The following is a 20,614-nucleotide window of genomic DNA, read 5'->3' on the forward strand; positions in this document are numbered from 1 at the left end:
TATCGGGCTTTTTACTTCATGCAACGAGTGATGCGTTAGATTACATAGATTTAATCTAAGCGGTTAGCATCCTATTGCCGCGAATCGGCCTGGCAGGCGTTTGCAACGGTTGCGGCCAGCTGGCGCATGTGGGCCGCGTAGCTCTGGCCGGAGGCCATGTTCAGCCCGAGCGGATCAAGCGTCAGCACAGGCAGACCAAGTTCGGCGCCGAGCTTTTCAGCAGCGGGTTGCTGCTCGGGCTCGGTAATGAGGCAACAGGCCTTGCTTTGCACCAGCGCGCTTTTCAGTGCACCCATTTTCATGCCGGAAATGCCCGCGCCCTCCAGCCCGCCGAGCGACGTCATGGTGCGGATGCCGTAGGCGCGCTCCCAGTAACGGAAGCCGTCATGCATCACCACCAGCTGCATGGGCCGACATGCCAGAAGGCTGTTGTCGAGTTCGCGCTCCAGCGCTTTCAATTCGGCATCGAGCTTCAGCTCGGCGGCAATGGTGGCATTGGCGTGAGAAGGAAAGTCGCGCTGAAGCTCAATGGAGAGCCAATGCAGCACCTGGCGCAGCACGTCGGGCTCCATCCAGAAATGCGCGTCCACCTTCTCAATTTTGCCGACCACGCGCAGCCAGGGCGCCGCCTTGGCGTTTTCCAGCATGTAGGTGAAGCCCGTATGTTTGGACTGCATCAGGGGAACAAGGCTTTGCTCCATATCGGGGCCAACCCAGATCACGGCATCGGCCTTTTGAAGGCCGGCGACGGCGGAAGGCGGCCAAGCGGCATCGTGCGCACCGCCGATGCCGGGCTTGAGCAGCACGTCCACATCCGCCCAGTCCTGCACCAGCTGGCGCACGGGCGCGGCGAGGATGGGAAGGCTCACCACCAGCTTCGCCCTGGGCGTGTCCTCCGCGCGCGCGGGCGCCACCCATGCCGCCGTCAACATGATGCCGATGCTAATGATCATCCGGATGATCCCGTGCATGCGCCCCTCCCCTGCGATAAATCTGACAGGCGGCATCATGATGATGTATAGACGCTCATGCAATAGCCCAAACGTGATGCCCATGGCCCGCCGCACCGATCACACCACCAACGCCACCGAGGAAATTCTGCTGAAGGCGGAACATCTCGGCTATACCACGCATGGCAAGGAGCTGCTGCGGCACATCCATCTGACGCTTCGCAAAGGTGAACTGTTCAGCCTGATCGGTCCCAATGGCGCTGGCAAAACAACGCTGGTGAACCTGTTGCTTGGGCTGGAAAAGCCGACGGAAGGGCATATCTGGCGGAAAGAAGGGTTGCGTGTGGGCTATGTACCGCAACGCATGGCCACCCATCCGTTTATTCCCATGACGGTGGCGTATTTCATCGGCGGCGATGGGGAGATGCTGGATACGGTGCTGCATGAAACGGGCATCGAACGCCTGACAGGGCGCATGCTGCACCAGCTTTCCGGCGGGGAATTGCAGCGTGTGATGCTGGCGCGGGCGGTGCTGAAGCGGCCGGATATTCTTATCCTCGACGAACCGGTGCAGGGCGTGGATGCGGAAGGGCAATTATCGCTCTACCGCTATATTGATGAAATCAGGCAACGGATGGGATGCGGCGTGCTGCTGGTTTCGCATGATCTGAACTGGGTGCTTTCCTCCAGCGAATGGGTGCTGTGCCTGAACCAGCATATGTGCTGCGAAGGCAGGCCCGAGCATGTGCGCGGCAATGCGGCTTTCAAGGCCATGTTTCCGCAAAGCGCGATTGTGGCGCCTTACACGCACCATCACGACCATCACCATGCCGGGGTGCATGTGCATGGAGAGGATTGCGCGCATGATTGAGTGGCTGGAGATGCATGACTGGCTGCTGCGCGCCTGGCTTGCGGCCTCCGCCCTGGCGGTGATGGCGGGGCCGGTGGGCTGCCTGGTAGTGTGGCGGCGCATGGCTTTTTTCGGCGATACATTGGCGCATGGGGCCCTGCTCGGCATCGGCGCGGGGTTGCTGTTTCAGGTGAATCCCTGGATCGGGGTGATGGTGAACAGCCTGGCTCTGGCCGCCGCGCTGACCTATGCGCAGCGTTACGCCGACCTGGCAAAGGACAGCTGGCTCGGCATTTTCTCGCACAGCATGCTGGCGGGCGGTTTGGTGCTGTATGGGCTAAGCGGCACAAGCTCCGGCGGGCTGATGGGGCTGCTGATGGGCGATGTGCTGGCCACCAGCTGGGAGGATGTGGCGCTGACGGCGGCGCTGGCGCTGGTGGCGCTGCTGGCGGTGACGCGTTATTGCTGGAAGGCGCTGGTGCTGGCCAGCATCAACCCGGGCCTGGCGATGGCCGACGGGCTGCCCGTGCGCAAGGCCGAAATGCTGTTTGCCCTTACCCTGGCGGCGGCGGTGGCGGTGGCCATGCATGTGGTGGGCGTGCTCCTGACGGGCGCGCTGCTGCTGCTGCCTGCGGCCACGGCGCGTTTTATCGCACGCACCCCGGCGGGTATGGCGGTGTGGGCCATTGTCAGCGGGCTGGTGAGCGTGCTGATGGGCATGGCGGCATCGCTGCATTGGGATATCCCCACCGGGCCGTCCATCGTGCTGGCTAACACGGCGCTTCTGGCCTTAGTTTTTATCCATGGCCAGATAAAAGATTAGGCCATGTTTTTTTTGCTGGCTCGCGTCGCTCGCTATTACGCGCCAATTATGGCGCGGGCCCTCAATGGGCCAGTCGCGCTGCGCGCTCCGGTTAAAAAATACTGGCGGCAAAGCGTAAAACAAGGGATATTCCCCTGGTATTTTACACGGACCGTTTGTGACCCATACCGCCACCCTCACCGTCGATCTCGCCATGCTCCGGCATAATCACCAGCAGCTGAAGAAGCTGGCGGGTGACAGCCGCGTGGCATGCGTGGTGAAGGCCAATGCCTATGGAATGGGAATGGAGCGCGTGGCGCAGGAGCTGGCCATGGATGGCTGCCAGCGCTTTTACGTGGCCCATATGGAAGGCGCGCTGACGCTGGCCGAGCAGATTCCCTCCGTCCGCATCGCCGTGCTGCACGGGCCGGATAAGGACACGGCCCTGCCGATGGCGGAAGCCGGGCTGGAAGCGGTGATCAATTGCCCGGAGCAGCTTTACTGGTGGCAGGCGGCGGCAAAAAAGCTTGGACGCGCCCTGCCCGCCACGCTGCATGTGGACACGGGCATGCACCGGCTTGGGTTTGCCATGGAAGGTTTTACGGAGCTGTTCAACCAACCCGGCAGGCTGGAGGGTATTTCCGTCACCCAGGTGATGAGCCATCTTGCCTGCGCGGATGAGCCCGAACACCCGCTGAACGGCTTTCAACATGCCAATATGTGCCTGGTGCGCAAGCAATTGCCGCATATTCCGCTTAGCTTTGCCAGTTCGGCGGGGATGTTTCTGGGGCCCGCCTGGCATTTTGACGAAGTGCGCCCCGGAGCCGCGCTTTACGGCATTCGCCTGACGCCGAAAATGCAGGAAGCAATCCATCCCATCGCCACGCTGACGGCGCCGCTGATAATGTTCAAAGACGTGAAAAAAAACGATTCGGTCGGGTATGGCGCAAGCTATGTGATGCCCGAAGACGGAAAGATCGCCGTCGCCCCGCTCGGCTATGCCGACGGGTTGCCACGCCGCCTGAGCAACGGCGGCCATGTATGGCTGACGGACGGCGTGCGCCATGTGCCATGCGAGATCGGCGGGCGCGTGTCGATGGATCTGGTAACGCTGATTGTCAGCGAACTGGAGGATGATTTCCTCCGCCGTGCATGGGTGGAATGGTTCGGCCCGCTGCAGCCGGTCGAAAAAGTTGCTGCGGAGGCAGGCACGATGGGGTATGAAATCCTGACGCTGCTGGGCAAGCGCCTTCAGCGTCATTACATCAACGGATTGGCGAGTGTTCATGCGCATGCATAGGATTATGGTCGTTACCGGCGGGATGTGCCGCTGATGGATGCCACCCCCGCAAATAACAACGGCTCATTTTTGCAGCGATTGAACATCCTTGCCGCCATCGGTGGCCCCGTTCTGCTGTTTCTTGAAGCGGTGGGCAGGCTGGCGCTGTTTACCGGCAACGGCATTCGCCATATGCTGACGCCGCCTTTTTATGGGCGCGCACTGTTTAAGCAGATGGTGGAAATCGGCTATTACTCGCTGCCCGTAGTGGGGCTGACGGCCATCTTTACAGGCGCGGTGCTAGCGTTGCAGAGCTATTCGGGCTTTTCGCGTTTTTCCGCCGAGAGTTCCATTGCCATCGTGGTGGTGCTGTCGATCACCCGTGAGCTTGGCCCCGTGCTGGCGGGCCTGATGGTGGCTGGGCGTGTGGGCGCATCGATTGCCGCGGAGATCGGCACCATGCGCGTGACAGAGCAGATCGACGCGCTGGTGACGCTTTCGACCAACCCGTTCAAGTATCTTTTCGCTCCGCGCCTGTGGGCCGGGCTCATCATGCTGCCCGCGCTGGTGGTGGTGGCCGATATCATCGGCGTGATGGGCGGCTACGCGGTGGCGGTGCATAAGCTCGGGTTTGCGACCGGTCCCTATCTGCGCGCCACGTTTCAATATCTGGAAACGAAGGACGTGGTTTCCGGCCTGGTGAAGGCGGGCGTGTTCGGCTTCATCGTCACCTTGATGGGCTGCTATCACGGCCATCATTCCAAAGGCGGCGCGCAGGGCGTGGGCATGGCCACCACCAATGCCGTGGTGTCTGCTTCCATCCTGATCCTGCTCAGCAATTATTTCATCACCGAACTTTTCTTTGCGAAGTAACATGCCACCACGCAAAACACCTGCCAAAACACTGGGCAAAACCATCAAGATCGTTCCCGAGAACGCCCCCGCCAGCGACGCCGTGCTGGCCAGCGCACCGGTAAAGATCGCCGTTAAGGGCGTGACCAAGGGCTTCGGCCCCAAGCATGTGCTGAACGGGGTGGACCTGGAAGTGCGCAAGGGTGAATCGCTGGTGGTGATCGGCGGGTCGGGCACGGGTAAATCGGTGTTGATCAAATGCATCCTCGGCATTTTGACGCCTGACAGCGGCAGCATCAGCATCGACGGCAAGGAAGTGACCAACCTGCGCGGCAATGCGCGCGATGCATTGATGGGCAAGTTCGGCATGCTGTTTCAGGGCGGCGCCCTGTTCGACAGTTTGAGCGTGTGGGAAAACGTGGCCTTCGTGCCGCTGCAAAAAGGCCAGCTGAGCCGCAAGCAGTGCAAGGAACTGGCGGTGGAAAAACTGGCCGCCGTAGGGCTTTCCGCCGATGTGGCCAATTTGAAACCGGCTGAGCTTTCCGGCGGCATGCAAAAGCGCGTAGCGCTGGCACGGGCCATTGCCATCAACCCCGACATCATCTTTTTCGACGAGCCGACCACGGGGCTGGACCCGATCATGTCGGACGTCATCAACGACCTTATCATCAGCTGCACGCGCCAGAAGGGGCTGACCACCCTTTCGATCACGCATGATATGGCGAGCGCGCGCAAAATCGCGCATCGCGTGGCGATGATCTACAAGGGCAAGATTATCTGGCACGGGCCGGTGAGCGAGCTGGATAACTGCGACAACCCCTATGTGCAGCAGTTCATCCATGGTCGTGCGGACGGCCCCATCCAGATGGATGTGAAGAAGTTTTAGCGCCGTTGCGCTGTTTCAGCATTCTCAAGCAATGCAAAGAGCTTATGCTCTGCCTTTGAACTAGGCAGCCTTCTAGCGGCGGGCAAGGTTACCCATTGCGCATGGGCCGGAAGCACCTGGGCATCTCCCTTTCCAATCATGTAGGCGTCGGCCAGCAAGGTGTAATGACTGTAGACCTGTTTGATGGAGCCGAGCTTTTTCCAGGAGGGGCCGATGGGCGCCTCCGGCGGTAGATGGTGCACCCGGTAGAGGCCGCCGAGATGGGCCTCGTCACGTTTCCACATGGCGATGTTTCCGGCATCGTCCGTTATCACCAGCCAGATCATGCGGCGGGTCGGCGTGGATTTTCTGGCTTTCGGCAAGGGGTATGCGCCCGGGTTCTCCTTGCCTTTGCATTGAGATGATAACGGGCACAGGCCGCAGGCGGGCTGGCGCGGGGTGCAGATCATCGCGCCGATATCCATCATGGCCTGGTTGTAATCGTCCGGGTGCTCCGTATCGAGCAAGGCCCAGGCAGCTTGCCACCATTCCTTTACGGAAGGATCCGTCAAGGCAAAGAAGCGGGCGAGTACGCGCCGAACATTGGCGTCCAGCACCGGCGCGGGGTGACGGTATGCAAAGGCGGCGATGGCATGGGCCGTGCTCTGGCCGATGCCGGGCAAGGCCATGAGCCCCTCCACCGTCTGCGGCATGCCCTCGATGGATTGTTGGGCGGCCATATGCAGGTGGCGGGCGCGGCGATAATAGCCGAGCCCCTCCCATGCCTTCATCACCGCCTGCTCATCGGCCTCGGCGAGAGAACGTATGGTTGGGAAGCGTTTCATGAAGGGCGAGTAAAAACGGTCCCTGACGGTGGCGACCTGGGTTTGCTGAAGCATGGTTTCGCTAACCCAGATGGCATAAGGGTCCCTGGTGTGACGCCATGGCAGCGATTTTCGCCCATGTTGTTGATACCAAACAAGAAGCGATGTGCGCGACGGTTGAAATTCTGGTAAGCTATTGAATATGAACGGCATGGTTTTTTTATGAATATTTCGTGAATAGCAATATGCTTACTTGCGACGAAAAATAAACTTTCGTAATGTGGCGCTCCTTTGCAATCAAGGGCTTTGAACCTCCATGCTCCGTAGTGCCGTGAAACGTTTTCAAGAATCAGCTGCCCAACCGGCAGATATTGAACAGGAAAGTACCGGCGCACCGCGTGGCGCCGTGCTGCCCGCAAGCACTGTTCAAACGCCGAAAATCAAAATATCCCCCCGTGTTGACGATTTGATTAATCAAATCGGTGGCAGTGGCGCGGGTTATTCCACCGTGGGTCATACCCCGCAGGCAGGCCAGCCGGTATCCGGGTTTGGTAGCAGGCCCATTTCCATGAGCGCATCTGCACCGGTGGCAGAAAAACCTGTGGAACCAGCCCCTGCGCCGGTGATGGCCGCTCCCGCAGTAAAACATGAAAAAACCTTAACCGAAGCTCTGGCCGCGCCATTGCCCGCGCAGCCCGCACCGCTTCAGGCAGAAATACCAGCCCCGAAGGCAGAGCAAGCGCCCGCGCCCATGCCTTTTGTGCTGCCTGCCAGCAACGATATTCCCGCGCCCATTCCCTTAAAGGCGCTTGCTAAAGACGTAAAACCCGCCAAGGCCGAGAAAATCGCGGAGAAATCGACGGCTAAAGCCGAGCCGAAAATGCCGGAATTCAAAGCACCCGAGGCAAAAAACACCGAACAGAAACCCGAGCAACCACTGCCCGAGCTGAAAGCGCCCGAGCCTAAGGCATCGCCCGCGTCACCCTTTACCACCCCAGCTGCGGCCATGCCGTTGAAGAAGGACCTCCCTTTTCGCATCATCAGCAGCGCGGAAGAGACCGTGGAACCTGCCGTCGGCAGCGGCGTCAGCGTGGCGGAATCGCTTTTCAGCTTTGCCACCAAGCCGGTGGCGAAAGCGGAACCCGCCAGGCCTGAAGCGGCCGAAACTGACAATATAAAGGCCGAGGCCGTGAATGTTGCGCCTTTGGCGGTGGCTCCGACGCCCGCTGCGCCGGAACCGGCCATGGCCGATAGCGCCAACCCCAAGGCGGTGGCCGACGCTGCCGCTCCCGCGACCGTTGTTGAATATAAGGAAGAACAGACAGCCACCATTAAAGAATCACAGGCTGCGCCCGCGCAGACGGAGGCTAAACCTGTCACCGCCAAACCGGCGCGTCCCTCGCTGAAAGACCGGTTCACGGCGGTCGCCTCCGAAGACAGCGCCCCTGCTGATGCGGCCAAACCCGAGCCAGCCGCACCGGCTGCGGACCGCGCCATCAACCCGTTTACCGGCAAGCCCTCCCTGGCAGACAAGCTGGCGGATAAAATGCAGTCCAAGGCGGCGCTCAACCCAGCGCCCATGGGCAAAATCGCCCGCCCCGCAGCGCCACGGCCGGAATATGTTCTGACCGAGCAAAAGGAAGCCCGGTTCTGGAGCAAAATTCCCCTGCCCGTGCGCTACCTGATGATCGCAGCGGCTATTTTTGCGATGTACAGCCTGTTCATGTCATGGCTGCATGAGGATGAGCCTGCGCCGGTTAGCACCGTTGCCGAAGGTTCCGCCGATACGTCGGCGCTGCCGGTGGATGAACCGGTGACGGTGGAATCCTCCCACGAGGTGAGCAATGTTACCGCGCCGGTTGCAAGCAAAGCGCCGCCTTCGGCCATTCCTTCGCTGCCCAGCATGCCCAAAAACCCGGAAAGCCATAGCTTTAACGGCCCCGTGCGCACGGCAGCCCCCGTGGCGCCGGTGCTCGCCAAGCCGGTGGAACTGATGCCGAGCATCACCGTGACACCGAAAGCCGAAGTGAGCGGCGGCAGCCTGAGCAAGGCTCCGCTGACGGCACCGGCTTCGCTTCCGCAGCCGTCGCCGATGCGCAATGCTGTGAATACCGCGATTGCTCCGGAAATGCCGGTGGGCGGAGCAATGGGTAAACAGGAGCCTGTTGCCACCGCCGCGGTTTCTGCCCCGATGCCCGCACCCGCCGCCAAACCGATGCCGGTTTCTCCTGTTGCTTCCCGTGCCGCCGCGCCGGAAACTGTACGCCCGGAAACTGTACGCCCGGAACCTGTGCGCGCAGCACCCGCCAGCAGCACACCGGCCAATACGGCCCCGACGGTCGCCAGCAAGGCGGAAACGGTGGATGAAAAACGTCTGCTGGACCTGCTTCAGCGCCCATAATCGACTCAGGAGTATTTCTCATGCGCATGTTCATCGCCGCTTCGCTGTTGCTGTGGCCAACGCTCGCGATGGCTTCCACCGATATGGTAATGCTGACCGGGCCCGAAACGGGGACTTATGTGCGCATTGGCAAGGATGTCGCAAAAGCCGTGGCCAAGGACGGCGTGACAGTGCAGGTGGAAAGCACCGGCGGCTCGGTGGAGAATGTGAACCGCATCGCCCATGCGGAGGATTCGACGGTGGGTATTGTGCAGTCGGACGTGCTGGGTTTCCTCAAGCGTTCCGGTACGGCGGAAACCAAGGCCACCGCCAATAAAATCCGCCTGCTTTACCCGCTATACAACGAAGAGGTTCACCTGCTGGCGCGCCGCGATATTGCCGATGTGCAAGGGCTGAACGGCAAGCGCGTGGCGGTGGGCGCGGAAGGCAGCGGCCATTGGCTGACGGCCATGAACGTGATGTCCATCCTCGGCATCAAGCCGTCGGAAATCATGCGTCTTTCCCCGCCGCAGGCCGCGGCGGCCGTGCTGGAAGGCAAGGCGGACGCGATGTTCTTTGTCGGCGGCAAGCCGGTGAAGCTGTTCAAGAACATGGAAAGCCTGAGCAAGGAACCCTCGCCTGCTTATAAACAGCTGCTCGGCCAGGTGCATTTCCTCGCGCTGGAAGACCCCAAACTGATGCGCGAATACAAGGCATCGGTCATCAGCAGCGCGGACTATCTCTTTTCCGACACGCGTGTGCCGACCATTGCGGTGACCTCGGTGCTGATGGTGCATGGGAGCGACGACAAGGACCTGAGCGCCAGCGAACGCCGCCAGCGCTGTGAGGATGTGCATGAACTGGGCGCGGCCATCAAAAGCTCTTTCAGTGATTTGCAAAGCAACGGGCACCCGAAATGGAACGAGGTGAACCTGAGCGCACCTATGCCGCTGTGGCAGCGTGACAAATGCGTGGACGGCAAACCTTCCATGGCCAATGCGGAAAATGCAGTCGGCAAGCTGGAGAGCGATTTGTTGAAATCGCTTGAGAAGAATAAGAAGAAATAAAGCCTGTCATGTTAGCGTAGCGAAGTGGCGCTATGCCGCCTCGGTTTCCTCTTCTTCCACCGGCTCACCATCGAGCTGAAGGACATCCCAGAGTTCCTGTGCCAGCGCCTTGACTTCCGCGGCGGCGGGGGATGAAGGCTGGGTTTCCGTCACGCAGCGGCCTTCCATGATGGAGCTGGCGAAGGCGATGCGGTTGCCGAGGCGTGTTTCGGCAAGGTTGGGTAATTGCTTGGCGATGGCGTCAACCAGCCTGGCATTGGCGGCCACGCGGTTCATCACCACCATCACGGCCTGGCTGTCGTTGGCCGCCAGATCGAGCGTCGCCTTGGTGGCCCAGAGGTCGGTCGGGCTCGGCTGTACGGGGATGATGACCAGATCGGCGCTGCGGATGGCGGTTTTGGATTCGGTTTCGGTATGGGGCGGGCTGTCGATGATGATGACATCGTGGTTGCGCTTGAGGCGGGAAATCTCGCCACCCAGGCGCCAGCCGGAAAGCTGGGTGAAGTTCATGCCCGTATAGCCTTCGCCGAAGCGTTCCTCACGCAGCTTGTGCCATTGGGTGAGGCTGCCCTGGGGGTCGATATCAATGACGGCGACGCGCAGCCCGCGCTGGCTGAGGGCCACAGCGATGTGGGCGCTGAGGGTCGTTTTTCCGGCTCCACCTTTTTGCTGGGCAATGGTAATAACCTTGTGCGACATAAGCCTCTCCGTTCGTTCACCGAATTTATTTATAGCTACTAACTTTCGTTAGTCGCTATAGTTGTTGCCTAACCTGCGCTTCGCGCAGGACTGCGCCCGCATTAGCGGGCGGGGCCTCAATGGCCCAACTCACTACGTTCGTACAAGATTAACGCATAGCCATGGTAAATCAAGCAGCCACTTCCATTTTAATGGCCGACCGCGAAGGAATTTCCCGCGCGGCCGCGCGGCTGCGCGAAGGCGGACTGGTGGCGTTTCCGACCGAGACGGTTTACGGCCTTGGCGCGGATGCAACCAATGCCGATGCCGTGGCGGGAATTTATGCCGCAAAAGGCAGGCCTTCGGCCAATCCGCTGATCGTGCATGTGGGCAATCTGGAACAGGCTGCGCGTTATGCCGAGATTTCCACCGTCGCACGGCGCGTGCTGGAGCATTTCTGGCCAGGGCCGTTGACGATCGTGCTGCCGCGCAAAGCCGGTTGCGCCCTGGCCCAGGCCGTCAGCGCAGGTGGCGACACGGTGGCCCTGCGCGTGCCTGCGCACCCGCTGGCGCAAACCTTATTGGACGAAGCAGGCTGCCCCATCGCCGCGCCCAGCGCCAACCCGAGCGGGCGCATCAGCCCCACCACGGCGCAGCATGTGCTGAACGGGTTGCCGGATGCGGGCATTCTCATTCTGGATGGCGGGCCATGCGTGAACGGGCTTGAATCCACTATCATCCAGCTGACGAATGACGGGGCCACCCTGTTGCGGCCGGGCGGCATCACCCCGACGGAGCTTGCGGCTGTGATTCCGAAGCTCCGTGACGCGGAAGCCGTAAAACCACATGCCCCCCTGCCCGCCCCCGGCATGCTGGAAAGCCATTATGCCCCGCGTCTGTCGGTGCGGCTGAATGCCATGGAGGTGCGGCCTGACGAGGCATTGCTGGCCTTCGGCCCTGCCATTCCCGGCGCGGTGCGGGTGGCGCAGCTGAGCGAAGGCGGCGACCTGGCGGAAGCGGCGCACCGGCTATTCAGCGCTCTGCATGCATTGGATGAAGGTTCCGGCTATGCATCCATTGCCGTGATGCCGATTCCGCAGGAAGGCCTGGGCCTGGCCATCAATGACCGGCTGAAACGGGCGGCTGCGCCAAGGCAATAGTGGAATTTAGGCTGATTCCAAAGACAGCTTGACGCCTTAAGGCCAAAGGCGCAGAATAAGCCCAAGTTCGAAACAAAAAATAAAAGGGCTAAGCCCAATGACCTATACTGGCTATTTTCATGCCGGGCGTGAGCCTGGCCATGATTCGGCGCATGAGCCCCATGGCAAGCGGCATGGGGAGCGGCGTGAGCGCACGCATGCTCCCTATGAACGTCTACCCATCGACAAAAACACCCCCGTCTATGCCGCACTCGACCTCGGCACCAATAATTGCCGCCTGATGGTGGCGCGTGAGGAACGCGGACGGCTGAAAGTGATCGACAGCTATTCGGAAATCGTACGGCTGGGCGAAGGGTTAAGCCATGCGGGGCGGCTTTCGGACGCAGCGATGGAACGCACGCTGGCGGCGCTTAAGCATTGTTCGGAAAAACTCCAGAATTATAACGTGGTGGATAGTCACTTTGTGGCGACCGAGGCCTGCCGCCAGGCGGCCAATGGCGGCGAGTTCATCCAACGCGTGAAAGACCAGACGGGGCTGAACCTCAACATCATCAGCCATAAGGACGAAGCGGTACTGGCCTTCATGGGCTGTTCACCGCTGCTGGATTCCGTGACGGATTACTGCCTGATGCTCGATATCGGCGGCGGCAGCACGGAGATGATGCTGGTGGATATGCGCAACGTGCTGGCACCGCGTGTGGTGGGGTGGGAATCCTACCCCGTGGGTGTGATGTCGGCGGCGGAAAAATACAATGCGCGCCGCATCGATGCCGCGCGCTACGGTGAGTTGCTCACCGAGCTGCGCGGGCCGTTCCAGCAATTCACCGAGCGGCACCGTTTTACGGAGCTGATGCAGCGTTACTATGTGCAGATGATCTGCTGCTCCGGCACGGTGACGACGCTGGGGGCGCTGTACAAGCAATTGCCACGTTACGACCGCCGCCAGGTGGATGGCATGCGCATGGACGTGCCCGCGCTCCAGCAGCTGATCGCCGAATTGCTGCAGCAGCCGTTCGAGACGCTGCAGGCCAATGCCTGCATCGGCACCGAGCGGGCGGATTTCCTCATGGCCGGGTGCAGCATCCTGCAGGCGGCGTGCGAGGCCACCACCATGCAGTCCATCACCATTGCCGACCGCGGCGTGCGCGAGGGCATTCTGCTTTCCCTCTTTCAGAAGAATTTTCACGGATGAGCGGCAAAACAGGCTCAGGCGGCAAAAAGCCAGGCGGCGGCAGCGTCAGCAAAACGGGCGGGCAGCGTTACCTCAGCACGCGGGTGAAGACGGCGCGCGGACGCAAGACCTCCTCCACGCTCTGGCTGCAGCGGCAGTTGAACGATCCCTATGTGCACCGGGCGAAAGCCGATGGCTATCGTTCCCGCGCAGCGTATAAGCTGCTTGACCTGAATGAGAAATTCCAGCTGCTGAAACCGGGCATGCGCGTGGTGGACCTTGGCGCGGCGCCGGGCGGATGGACGCAGATCGCCTGCATCATCACCAGGGCGGATGAACGCGACAAGCCCTCCGTCTTCGCCGTGGACCGGCTGGCCATCGCGCCGATGGCGGGCGCGGTGATGATGGAGATGGATTTTTTGAGCGAAGGCGCCGAAGCCGCCATCATCCGCGAGGCGGGCGGCAAGAAGGTGGATGTGGTGCTGTCCGACATGGCACCCTCTTTCACCGGGCATGCGGCGACCGACCATCTGCGCACCATGGCGCTGGCGGAAGCCGCGCTTGACCTGGCGGAGAAAATTCTGGCCACCGGCGGCAGCTTCGTCACCAAGATGATTCAGGGCTCGGAAACGCAGGTTTTCGTCAATCGTCTGCGCACACGCTTCGGCAAGGTACGCCATGTGAAGCCGGATTCCAGCAGGCAGGAATCGGCGGAGCATTTTCTGGTATGCACTGGTTTTAAAGGTTAGGCCGCGCTGGGTTCGCTACGTGGTGTCTGGTCCCACAGCTCCTGCCATTTGTTGGCGACACGGGCAATGTTGCTGGAATATTCCGCATCCACCACATTCCATTGTTGCTCGACCGCCACGTCCGTCACCCATCGATCGGGGCCATTCATGTTCGGCTGCAGGGGAACGGGCAGTATATCAATAGGAAGCAGGCGGTATTTGGCCTCCCCTTTATCAAAATATTTCTCCAGTTCGGCCAGCATTTGCAGCGGCTGGCTATGAAGCTCCTCACGGTTGCGCGCCTCGGCATATATGAGATTCAGCATATCCCTTAGCTGAGGTTTGTCGGCTACGTTCCAGATGACAGCCGACGCTTCGTGCCCTTCGCCATCGCCGACGGTGTAGAATTGATGCGGGCGTTTGGGTTTTTCCGCATCTACCTGCCCCACTTCCTCCTTCGGTTCAGGGTAGATGAACTGGGCGTTGGCGATGAGGAAAATCGGCGCGCGGTTGCCTTCGCCAAACGGTTCCATAAGGCTTAGCTGCTCGGCCAGCTGGCCTATATCCTGAAGCCGGTCCGCCGGCAGGATGCCGTCCACACGGAAGGCCGGAGTCCGGTAGCTTTTCAATTGCCGGTTCACGGCGGAGCGGAATGTATCCAGTTCCTCCGGCGGCACGCTGTTGAAACCGGCCGCGCCGGCATGGCCGCCCGTGCGCCCGGCAATGTTGTTTTCCTGCATGGCAACCCTCAGTGCATGGCCGATATCCGCTCCCCAGGGAGCGCGCGCAGAAGCACTGGCGCGGCCACTACGAATGGCCCCGACCACTGCCGGGCGGCCATAGGTGTCCGACAATTTTCCTGCCAGCAGCCCGGCAATACCGCCCGGCATGGTGCCAGTCTCATCGATGTACCAGATGACGTTGTCCTGTTCGCTTATCGTTGTTTGCTCACCGACATTTTGCATCCACTCCTCGACGGTTTTCTTACGCTGGCTGTTCCATTGCTGGAGGATGGAGAACAGGCTGCGCACGGCATCTGCATCCTGGCTCAGCAGCATCTCCAGCGCTAGGTTGGGTTCCCCCACACGCCCCTGGCTTTCGGGTATCAGGTCCAACTCATTCTGCGTCATCAGGTGATGCATTCGGTTGGCGGAGTTCAAAAGCGGACCGAGATCGAACCCGATATTCTTGGCGACCACCGCATCGGGGTTGAGGTATTGGGCTTCCTTGTTTCTGAGCTTGATTTCAGGGTCGATTGATTTGTTCCTGGCATTGATCTGCTGGTAACGCGGCATGGCCAGCTGGATAAAATAATTCAGCCCCGGCAAGGCGTTTTCCAGCGAGCCTTCGCGCATCATCTGCAGCAGCGCCAACCCTTGGGCCACGAAGCTACGGTTGTAGCGGTTCAGCGGCATGACATCCGCCACCGTGGAAAGCGTGACGGAAGGTTTGTAACGCTGGCGCAGCTCCTCCGCTCCCATTTTTTGCGGCGGCAGCACCAGATGGTCGTCGATCCATTTATAATCCTTCTGGTATTCCTCCCATTGCTGGACCTTGCGGATGAACTGATAGGCCACCGCCGCGCCCGAAATGCCGTGCAGCCCGCTCAGATCATCGGGGCGGGCGGGATCCACCGCTGCGACCTCGGCCTTGATTTTAGATGAGATCCTGACCTGAGGAACGCCCATCTCCTCATCCACTTCGTGATGGTCCAGGATGATGACGTCATGATCCTTTTTGTTGAGGTAGGCGATCTCCTCGTGGCTGCCGATGGCGCAATCCACAAAAATGAAAGTACCGGCGCCCTCTTTTATCAGGGCATCAAGCGCACGGTAATTGGGGCCGTGGCCTTCCTTGCGGGTGGGGCAGTAATAGAGGACATTCTCCGCGCCGATGGTATCGCGGAGCCAGTCCACCATGATGGCGGTGGCGGTGATGCCGTCGGTATCAAAATCGCCGTAGACGGTGATTTTCGGGATGGGATCGCCTTGTTTCTGCGCTTCCACTATGGCCTTGTAGGCTTTGCTGAATATGCGCACGGCCGTGTGCATGTCTTCCATCTGGGAGGGAGGCACATCGTCGATGGATTCCCCCAAACCGGGAAAGAAATCCTTATCCTGCATTTCACCGGCAAGGCGCGCCTGCGCAATGGACGAGGCAATCAACCCCATGTCATTGACGAGTGAGTAATCCGCCTGTTGTGGTGAATTTACGCGCCACGCATATCGCGCACCAAGCGCGGTTCGTTCCGAAGCCATCATCCATATCCCTGTTCATTTTTATGAATAGAGACTATGGGGCGTTGCTTCCGGCGGCAAGATTATTATGGCACTGCTCGCATGCAAAAAATGAAAGGCTTGCCGTTACGGGCAAGCCTTTCTGCTGATTTAGGAGTGGATGCTCTGGATCCTTCGCTGTGCTCAGGATGACAGTTTTCTAAGGCTTGCTACGCATAAATGCCGGGATCCACGGTTCGCGCTGCGCGCGCCCGAGGATGACAGTTTTCTAAGGCTTGCTGCGCAAGCCAAGAAAACTGTCACTTTGCGCTGGTGAGGACGCGGACGTTCTCGATGAGTTCGAGCTTGGGCTCGGCGGCGGCTTCCTTGGCGTTTTCGATCACGTGATGGCGCTCGCTGCGTTTGCACTGGCCATCGATGAAAGCGCCGTCCTGCATGGACATGGTCTCATGGATGATGACGCCTTTCACGCGCGCGGTGGAGGCAAGATTGACGGATTTCGCCTTGATGATGCCGTTCACTTCGCCATGGATATGCACCACATTGGCCACCACATCACCACGGACATTGCCGTTTTCACGGATGGTGAGCGATTCGCATTTCACATTGCCTTCGATATGGCCGTTGATGTCGATATAGCCATCGCTGATCAGGTTGCCCAGGATGTTCAAGTCATCGCCCAGCACGGACGGCACGCCGACCTTACCGGAACGGACTTTCTTTTCGTTAGTTGGTTTGCTGTCTTTTTTGCCGAGCATAGATACCTGCCTTGATGAAATTTTTGGGGTCCATGGGTTTGTCGTTCCAGCGCACTTCGTAATGCACGTGGTTGCCGGTGGAGCGGCCCGTGCTGCCCTGAAGGCCGACGGCGCTGCCGCGGCTCACCTGCTGACCGACCTTGACATCGATGCGGCTGAGGTGGGCATAACGCGTGCTGAGGCCATTGCCATGATCCACGATCACCAGGTTGCCGTATGCGCCATCGCGCTCTGCACGGACCACCTTACCGGGCGCCGTGCAATAGGCCAGCGAGTTGGGAGGAGCGGCGAAATCCAGACCATAATGCACGGCCAGGCGGCGCGTCAGCGGATCGCGGCGGGCGCCGAAGCCGCTGGTCATGCGGCCTTCCTTCACCGGGAAGGAAAGGGGAAGATTGTCATAGAGGTTGTTCAGCTGAATCAGGCGGGCGACCTGCTTGACCACCTCATCCTCGTTCGGCGTGCTGTAGGAAATGGGCTTGGCGGCGATGTAAGGGCCGCCCTGATTCTTGTAATCCTGATTGTCTGAATCGCTGGCGATGGCGGGAGCGGGATTATCTGAAGATTGGCCGGCGGCGGAGGCCTCGCGCTCATGCGGCATGGCTTTTTTGGCGGGTGCCATGGTGTCCACCGAAAGGCCGGTCATCTCGATAATCTTGCGCAGGTCTTCAATCTGTACCCCGGCGCGCTGGCTGAGGTTGCTCAAGAAATTCTGCTGATAATTCTGCAGTTCGGTAAGACGGGTCTCCAGGTAACCGATGCGCTCCAGCACGGCGGAGCCTTCGGCCTTGGGCGCGGGCTCGCTGCCAGCATAATGGTCGAGCAGGAAGCTCTGATATTCGGGCTTGCCTTCGGCGCCGCCTTCTTTCACGAGGCGCATCATGTCGCGATACATCAGGCTGTTCTGCGCGGAAAGCTCATTATTCTTCTGGTTCATTTCCAGAATGGCTTCCTGCTTGGTATCGAGCGTTTTCTGGTAACCGAAATAGACCCCGGTGGAATAGGAAAACCACAGCAGACCACCGATCACACCGAGCGCAACAAGCCCCTGCAAACGGCTGTTCACCGGTATGTTACGCACCTTCGAATCTGAGATGATGATGATCTTTCTCTCAGAAAAAAGCTGCCGGATGGTGCGTTTCAGTGCCTTCACCAACTAACCTTTGCCGTCTTATTTTCCCAACCGATTGCGGATCGACCCTTGGTCCAACCAGCAATCCCCCAGAGCCTGCCAGTGTGGCATGATGCTTTGCCATGCCATCATTATGTGCGGCGAAATGACGCCATAAACATTCCATCTGTTTTATGGAGGTGGGGAGTTAATTGCAAGCGAGAGCTGATGGATTTTGGATTTTTCTTATCCACAGCCGCTATGGTTTCAGGTAAGGTTTCCCCTACAAGATATTGTATGTTTTTGGCAATTTCATCGACAACGTCATGATTCTCCTGCCGGTAGATGGAGCAGGTCGCGTATATCAGCCTGCCGCCGGGTTTGACCAGAGGGGCGGCATCGGACACAAGCCGGGTTTGCAGGCCGGTGAAATGCATCAGGCCCTGTTCCTCATAGCGCCAGCGGCTGTCCGGCGCGCGGCGCCAGGTGCCGGAGCCGGAACATGGCGCGTCCACCAGCACCAGATCAGCCGATTGTTCGGGTAATTGACCGGATATGGGGCGCGTTTCGTCGAGGAGATGGGGGCGGATGATGGCGACCCCTGCCCGTCTGGCCCGTTTTTCCAGTTCATTCAGGCGGGTTCGGTCGATGTCGCAGGCGATGATCTCGCCCTTGTTCTGCATGGCGGCGGCTATGGCGAGCGTTTTGCCGCCCGCGCCCGCGCAGAGGTCGATCACCTTCATGCCGGGTTTGGCATCGGCGGCCATGGCGATGAGCTGGGAGGCTTCGTCCTGCACTTCGCACCAGCCATCCTGGAAAGGCTTGAGCGCGCTGATGTTCATGCGCTTTTCCAAGATGACACCATCAGGGGAATACAGGCCGGGCCGGGCAGCGATGCCTGCTTTGGAGAGGGCGTCCAACAGTTTCTCGCGCGTGGTTTTGAGGCGGTTGGTGCGGAGGGTGGTGGGCGCTTCCTCATCCATGGCGGCCAGCAGGGCGGGAAGTTCATCGCCATATTGAGCGGCCAGCAGCTGGTGATTCCATTCCAGCAGGTTGGCGGCGATGTGGGCGGGCGGCAGGGGCAGGGACGGCCGCGCGGCAAGCGCGGAAGTTTCCGTTTCGGTCAATGGTTCGGGGCTGTAGGCACTGCCGTCGAAGCCGGATATATCGGCATTCAACAGCATCAGGCTGCGGCCGGTCAGCGGCATGCCGAGCTGCTGCGCCTGCCATATCAGGCTTTGCCACTGACGCAGGGATTGCCAGAAACGCTCGGTGATGAAGCGGCGGTCGCCGCTGCCGATATAACCGCGCTCACGCAGGTAAGCGCCAAGGATACGGTCCGCCACGCCCTGCCCGCTTAATACGGCATCGAACAGTTCGGCCAATGCCTGGTAGCGGGCAGCCTGCTTCATCAGGCGGCGGCGCGGTAGTTCGGCGCTTCCTGCGTGATGGTGATGTCGTGCGCGTGGCTTTCGCGCAGGCCTGCGTTGGTAATGCGGATGAACTCGCTTTTGGCCTGCATGTCCTGGATGCTGCCGTTGCCGGTATAGCCCATGGCGGCTTTCAGGCCGCCGACGAGCTGATGCACCACGCCTGCCAGCGGGCCTTTGAAGGGCACGCGGCCTTCCACGCCTTCGGGCACGAGTTTCATGCTGTCTTTCATGTCCTGCTGGAAGTAGCGGTCGGCCGAGCCTCGCGCCATGGCGCCCAGGCTGCCCATGCCGCGATAGGCTTTGTAGGAACGGCCCTGATAGAGGATCTCCTCGCCGGGGCTTTCCTCGGTGCCCGCAAAGAGCGAGCCGATCATCACCACATCCGCCCCGGCGGCGATGGCCTTGGCGAGATCGCCGCTGTATTTGATGCCGCCATCGGCGATGACGGGAATGTTCTTCGCTTTGCACCAGGTCACCACATCCATGATGGCGGTGAGCTGCGGCACACCCACACCGGCGACGATGCGCGTGGTGCAGATGGAGCCCGGCCCGATGCCGACCTTGACCGCGTCCGCACCCGCTTTCACGAGGGCTTCAGCAGCGGCGGCGGTGGCGATGTTACCTGCGATGATGGCCTGTTTGGGATAAGCGGCGCGGAGCTTCTTCACCGTGTCCAGCACGCCCTGGGAATGGCCGTGGGCGGTATCCACCACGACCGCGTCGGCCTCGGCTTCAATAAGCAGTTTGGCGCGGGCGATGCCAGCCTCACCGGTGCCGACGGCGGCAGCCACGCGCAGGCGGCCCTTGGCATCCTTGGCGGCATTGGGGAAGAGGCGGGATTTTTCAATGTCCTTTACGGTGATAAGCCCCACGCAGCGGTAGGCTTTGTCGACCACGATGATTTTTTCGATGCGGTGCTGATGCAGCAGCCGACGCGCTTCGTCCTGGCTCACATCCTCGCTGACGGTGACGAGATTATCCTTGGTCATCAACTCGGCGACCGGCTGCTTCTGGTTGCTGGCGAAACGCACGTCGCGGTTGGTGAGGATGCCGAGCAGCTTGCCGCCCTTTTCCACCACCGGGATGCCGGAAATGCCGTGCGCATCCATCAGCGCGTAGGCATCGGCCAGGGTGGCGGTGGGCTGGATGGTGATGGGGTTGACCACCATGCCGGATTCGAATTTCTTTACCCGGCGGACTTCGTCGGCCTGTTCCTCGGGCGTCATGTTTTTGTGAATCACGCCGATGCCGCCCTGCTGAGCCATGGCGATGGCGAGCTTGCTTTCCGTCACCGTGTCCATCGCGGCGGACATGACGGGGATGTTGAGCGCAATGTCGCGCGTCAGGCGCGTGGTGGTTTTGGCCTCGGACGGCACAAGGGTGGAATGGGCAGGAACAAGGAGGACGTCATCAAACGTCAGGGCTTCGCGGATATGAGCCATAGATATGCAACCATGGTTGAAGGTTGC

At 60.3% G+C, this 20,614-nt stretch carries 18 protein-coding genes; 10 read left to right on the forward strand and 8 right to left on the reverse strand.

What is annotated here, in order from left to right:
* Positions 1–71 precede the first annotated feature (71 nt).
* Positions 72–1,055, reverse strand: coding sequence for a hypothetical protein (locus GC177_04785; GenBank protein MBI1275270.1), 984 nt, complete (start codon positions 1,053–1,055; stop codon positions 72–74).
* Here GC177_04785 and GC177_04790 point away from each other — a divergent pair.
* The 5 genes from GC177_04790 to GC177_04810 all read left to right on the forward strand — a co-directional run bounded on the left by GC177_04790 (position 1,054) and on the right by GC177_04810 (position 5,619).
* The gene (locus tag GC177_04790; protein MBI1275271.1) at positions 1,054–1,821 is read left to right on the forward strand and encodes an ATP-binding cassette domain-containing protein; all 768 of its coding nucleotides are present in this window, start codon (positions 1,054–1,056) and stop codon (positions 1,819–1,821) included. The genes GC177_04785 and GC177_04790 overlap by 2 nt on opposite strands.
* Before the next feature lie 10 nt (positions 1,822–1,831).
* Positions 1,832–2,623 carry a hypothetical protein gene (locus GC177_04795; protein MBI1275272.1) on the forward strand — a complete coding sequence of 264 codons (792 nt, stop codon included), beginning with the start codon at positions 1,832–1,834 and terminating at the stop codon, positions 2,621–2,623.
* Between the two features lie 157 nt (positions 2,624–2,780).
* The gene (alr, locus tag GC177_04800) at positions 2,781–3,902 is read left to right on the forward strand and encodes an alanine racemase (protein ID MBI1275273.1); all 1,122 of its coding nucleotides are present in this window, start codon (positions 2,781–2,783) and stop codon (positions 3,900–3,902) included.
* A 33-nt stretch (positions 3,903–3,935) separates the two neighbouring features.
* Positions 3,936–4,754, forward strand: a complete 819-nt coding sequence (locus GC177_04805; protein ID MBI1275274.1) for an MlaE family lipid ABC transporter permease subunit — start codon at positions 3,936–3,938, stop codon at positions 4,752–4,754.
* 1 nt (position 4,755) lies between these two features.
* Positions 4,756–5,619 carry an ATP-binding cassette domain-containing protein gene (locus GC177_04810; GenBank protein MBI1275275.1) on the forward strand — a complete coding sequence of 288 codons (864 nt, stop codon included), beginning with the start codon at positions 4,756–4,758 and terminating at the stop codon, positions 5,617–5,619.
* On the opposite strand, the gene mutY is transcribed toward GC177_04810, so the two are convergent.
* Positions 5,616–6,635 (reverse strand): A/G-specific adenine glycosylase, encoded by a 1,020-nt coding sequence (gene mutY, locus GC177_04815; GenBank protein ID MBI1275276.1) that lies wholly within the window; start codon positions 6,633–6,635, stop codon positions 5,616–5,618. The genes GC177_04810 and mutY overlap by 4 nt on opposite strands.
* 118 nt (positions 6,636–6,753) lie before the next feature.
* Here mutY and GC177_04820 point away from each other — a divergent pair, with 118 nt between their 5' ends.
* Together GC177_04820 and GC177_04825 are read left to right on the forward strand one after the other, a co-directional pair.
* Positions 6,754–8,823 carry a hypothetical protein gene (locus tag GC177_04820; GenBank protein ID MBI1275277.1) on the forward strand — a complete coding sequence of 690 codons (2,070 nt, stop codon included), beginning with the start codon at positions 6,754–6,756 and terminating at the stop codon, positions 8,821–8,823.
* A gap of 20 nt (positions 8,824–8,843) precedes the next feature.
* Complete coding sequence (locus GC177_04825; protein ID MBI1275278.1) at positions 8,844–9,869, forward strand: TAXI family TRAP transporter solute-binding subunit; 1,026 nt, start codon at positions 8,844–8,846, stop codon at positions 9,867–9,869.
* Between the two features lie 30 nt (positions 9,870–9,899).
* On the opposite strand, the gene GC177_04830 is transcribed toward GC177_04825, so the two are convergent.
* Complete coding sequence (locus GC177_04830) at positions 9,900–10,568, reverse strand: AAA family ATPase (GenBank protein MBI1275279.1); 669 nt, start codon at positions 10,566–10,568, stop codon at positions 9,900–9,902.
* 161 nt (positions 10,569–10,729) lie between these two features.
* Between GC177_04830 and GC177_04835 the strand changes: the two genes are divergently transcribed.
* From GC177_04835 to GC177_04845, 3 genes are all read left to right on the forward strand, one after another.
* Positions 10,730–11,707 carry a threonylcarbamoyl-AMP synthase gene (locus tag GC177_04835; protein ID MBI1275280.1) on the forward strand — a complete coding sequence of 326 codons (978 nt, stop codon included), beginning with the start codon at positions 10,730–10,732 and terminating at the stop codon, positions 11,705–11,707.
* 97 nt (positions 11,708–11,804) lie between these two features.
* Positions 11,805–12,899 carry a Ppx/GppA family phosphatase gene (locus GC177_04840; protein ID MBI1275281.1) on the forward strand — a complete coding sequence of 365 codons (1,095 nt, stop codon included), beginning with the start codon at positions 11,805–11,807 and terminating at the stop codon, positions 12,897–12,899.
* Entirely contained in the window at positions 12,896–13,627 is a 732-nt protein-coding gene (locus tag GC177_04845; protein ID MBI1275282.1) for a 23S rRNA methyltransferase, read from the forward strand. The genes GC177_04840 and GC177_04845 overlap by 4 nt, the downstream gene beginning before the upstream one ends.
* On the opposite strand, the gene GC177_04850 is transcribed toward GC177_04845, so the two are convergent.
* The 5 genes from GC177_04850 to guaB form a co-directional block, all read right to left on the reverse strand.
* On the reverse strand, positions 13,624–15,867 hold the full coding sequence (locus tag GC177_04850) for a hypothetical protein (protein MBI1275283.1): 2,244 nt from the start codon (positions 15,865–15,867) through the stop codon (positions 13,624–13,626). The genes GC177_04845 and GC177_04850 overlap by 4 nt on opposite strands.
* A gap of 275 nt (positions 15,868–16,142) precedes the next feature.
* Positions 16,143–16,601, reverse strand: coding sequence for a polymer-forming cytoskeletal protein (locus tag GC177_04855; protein MBI1275284.1), 459 nt, complete (start codon positions 16,599–16,601; stop codon positions 16,143–16,145).
* On the reverse strand, positions 16,570–17,754 hold the full coding sequence (locus GC177_04860) for a peptidoglycan DD-metalloendopeptidase family protein (GenBank protein MBI1275285.1): 1,185 nt from the start codon (positions 17,752–17,754) through the stop codon (positions 16,570–16,572). The genes GC177_04855 and GC177_04860 overlap by 32 nt, the downstream gene beginning before the upstream one ends.
* Before the next feature lie 110 nt (positions 17,755–17,864).
* The gene (locus GC177_04865; GenBank protein ID MBI1275286.1) at positions 17,865–19,124 is read right to left on the reverse strand and encodes a methyltransferase domain-containing protein; all 1,260 of its coding nucleotides are present in this window, start codon (positions 19,122–19,124) and stop codon (positions 17,865–17,867) included.
* Positions 19,124–20,587, reverse strand: a complete 1,464-nt coding sequence (gene guaB / locus GC177_04870) for an IMP dehydrogenase (GenBank protein ID MBI1275287.1) — start codon at positions 20,585–20,587, stop codon at positions 19,124–19,126. Before guaB ends, GC177_04865 begins: the two co-directional genes overlap by 1 nt.
* Positions 20,588–20,614 lie beyond the last annotated feature (27 nt).

The organism is bacterium (genome assembly GCA_016124905.1).
GTDB lineage: Bacteria > Pseudomonadota > Alphaproteobacteria > Rickettsiales > RI-342 > RI-342.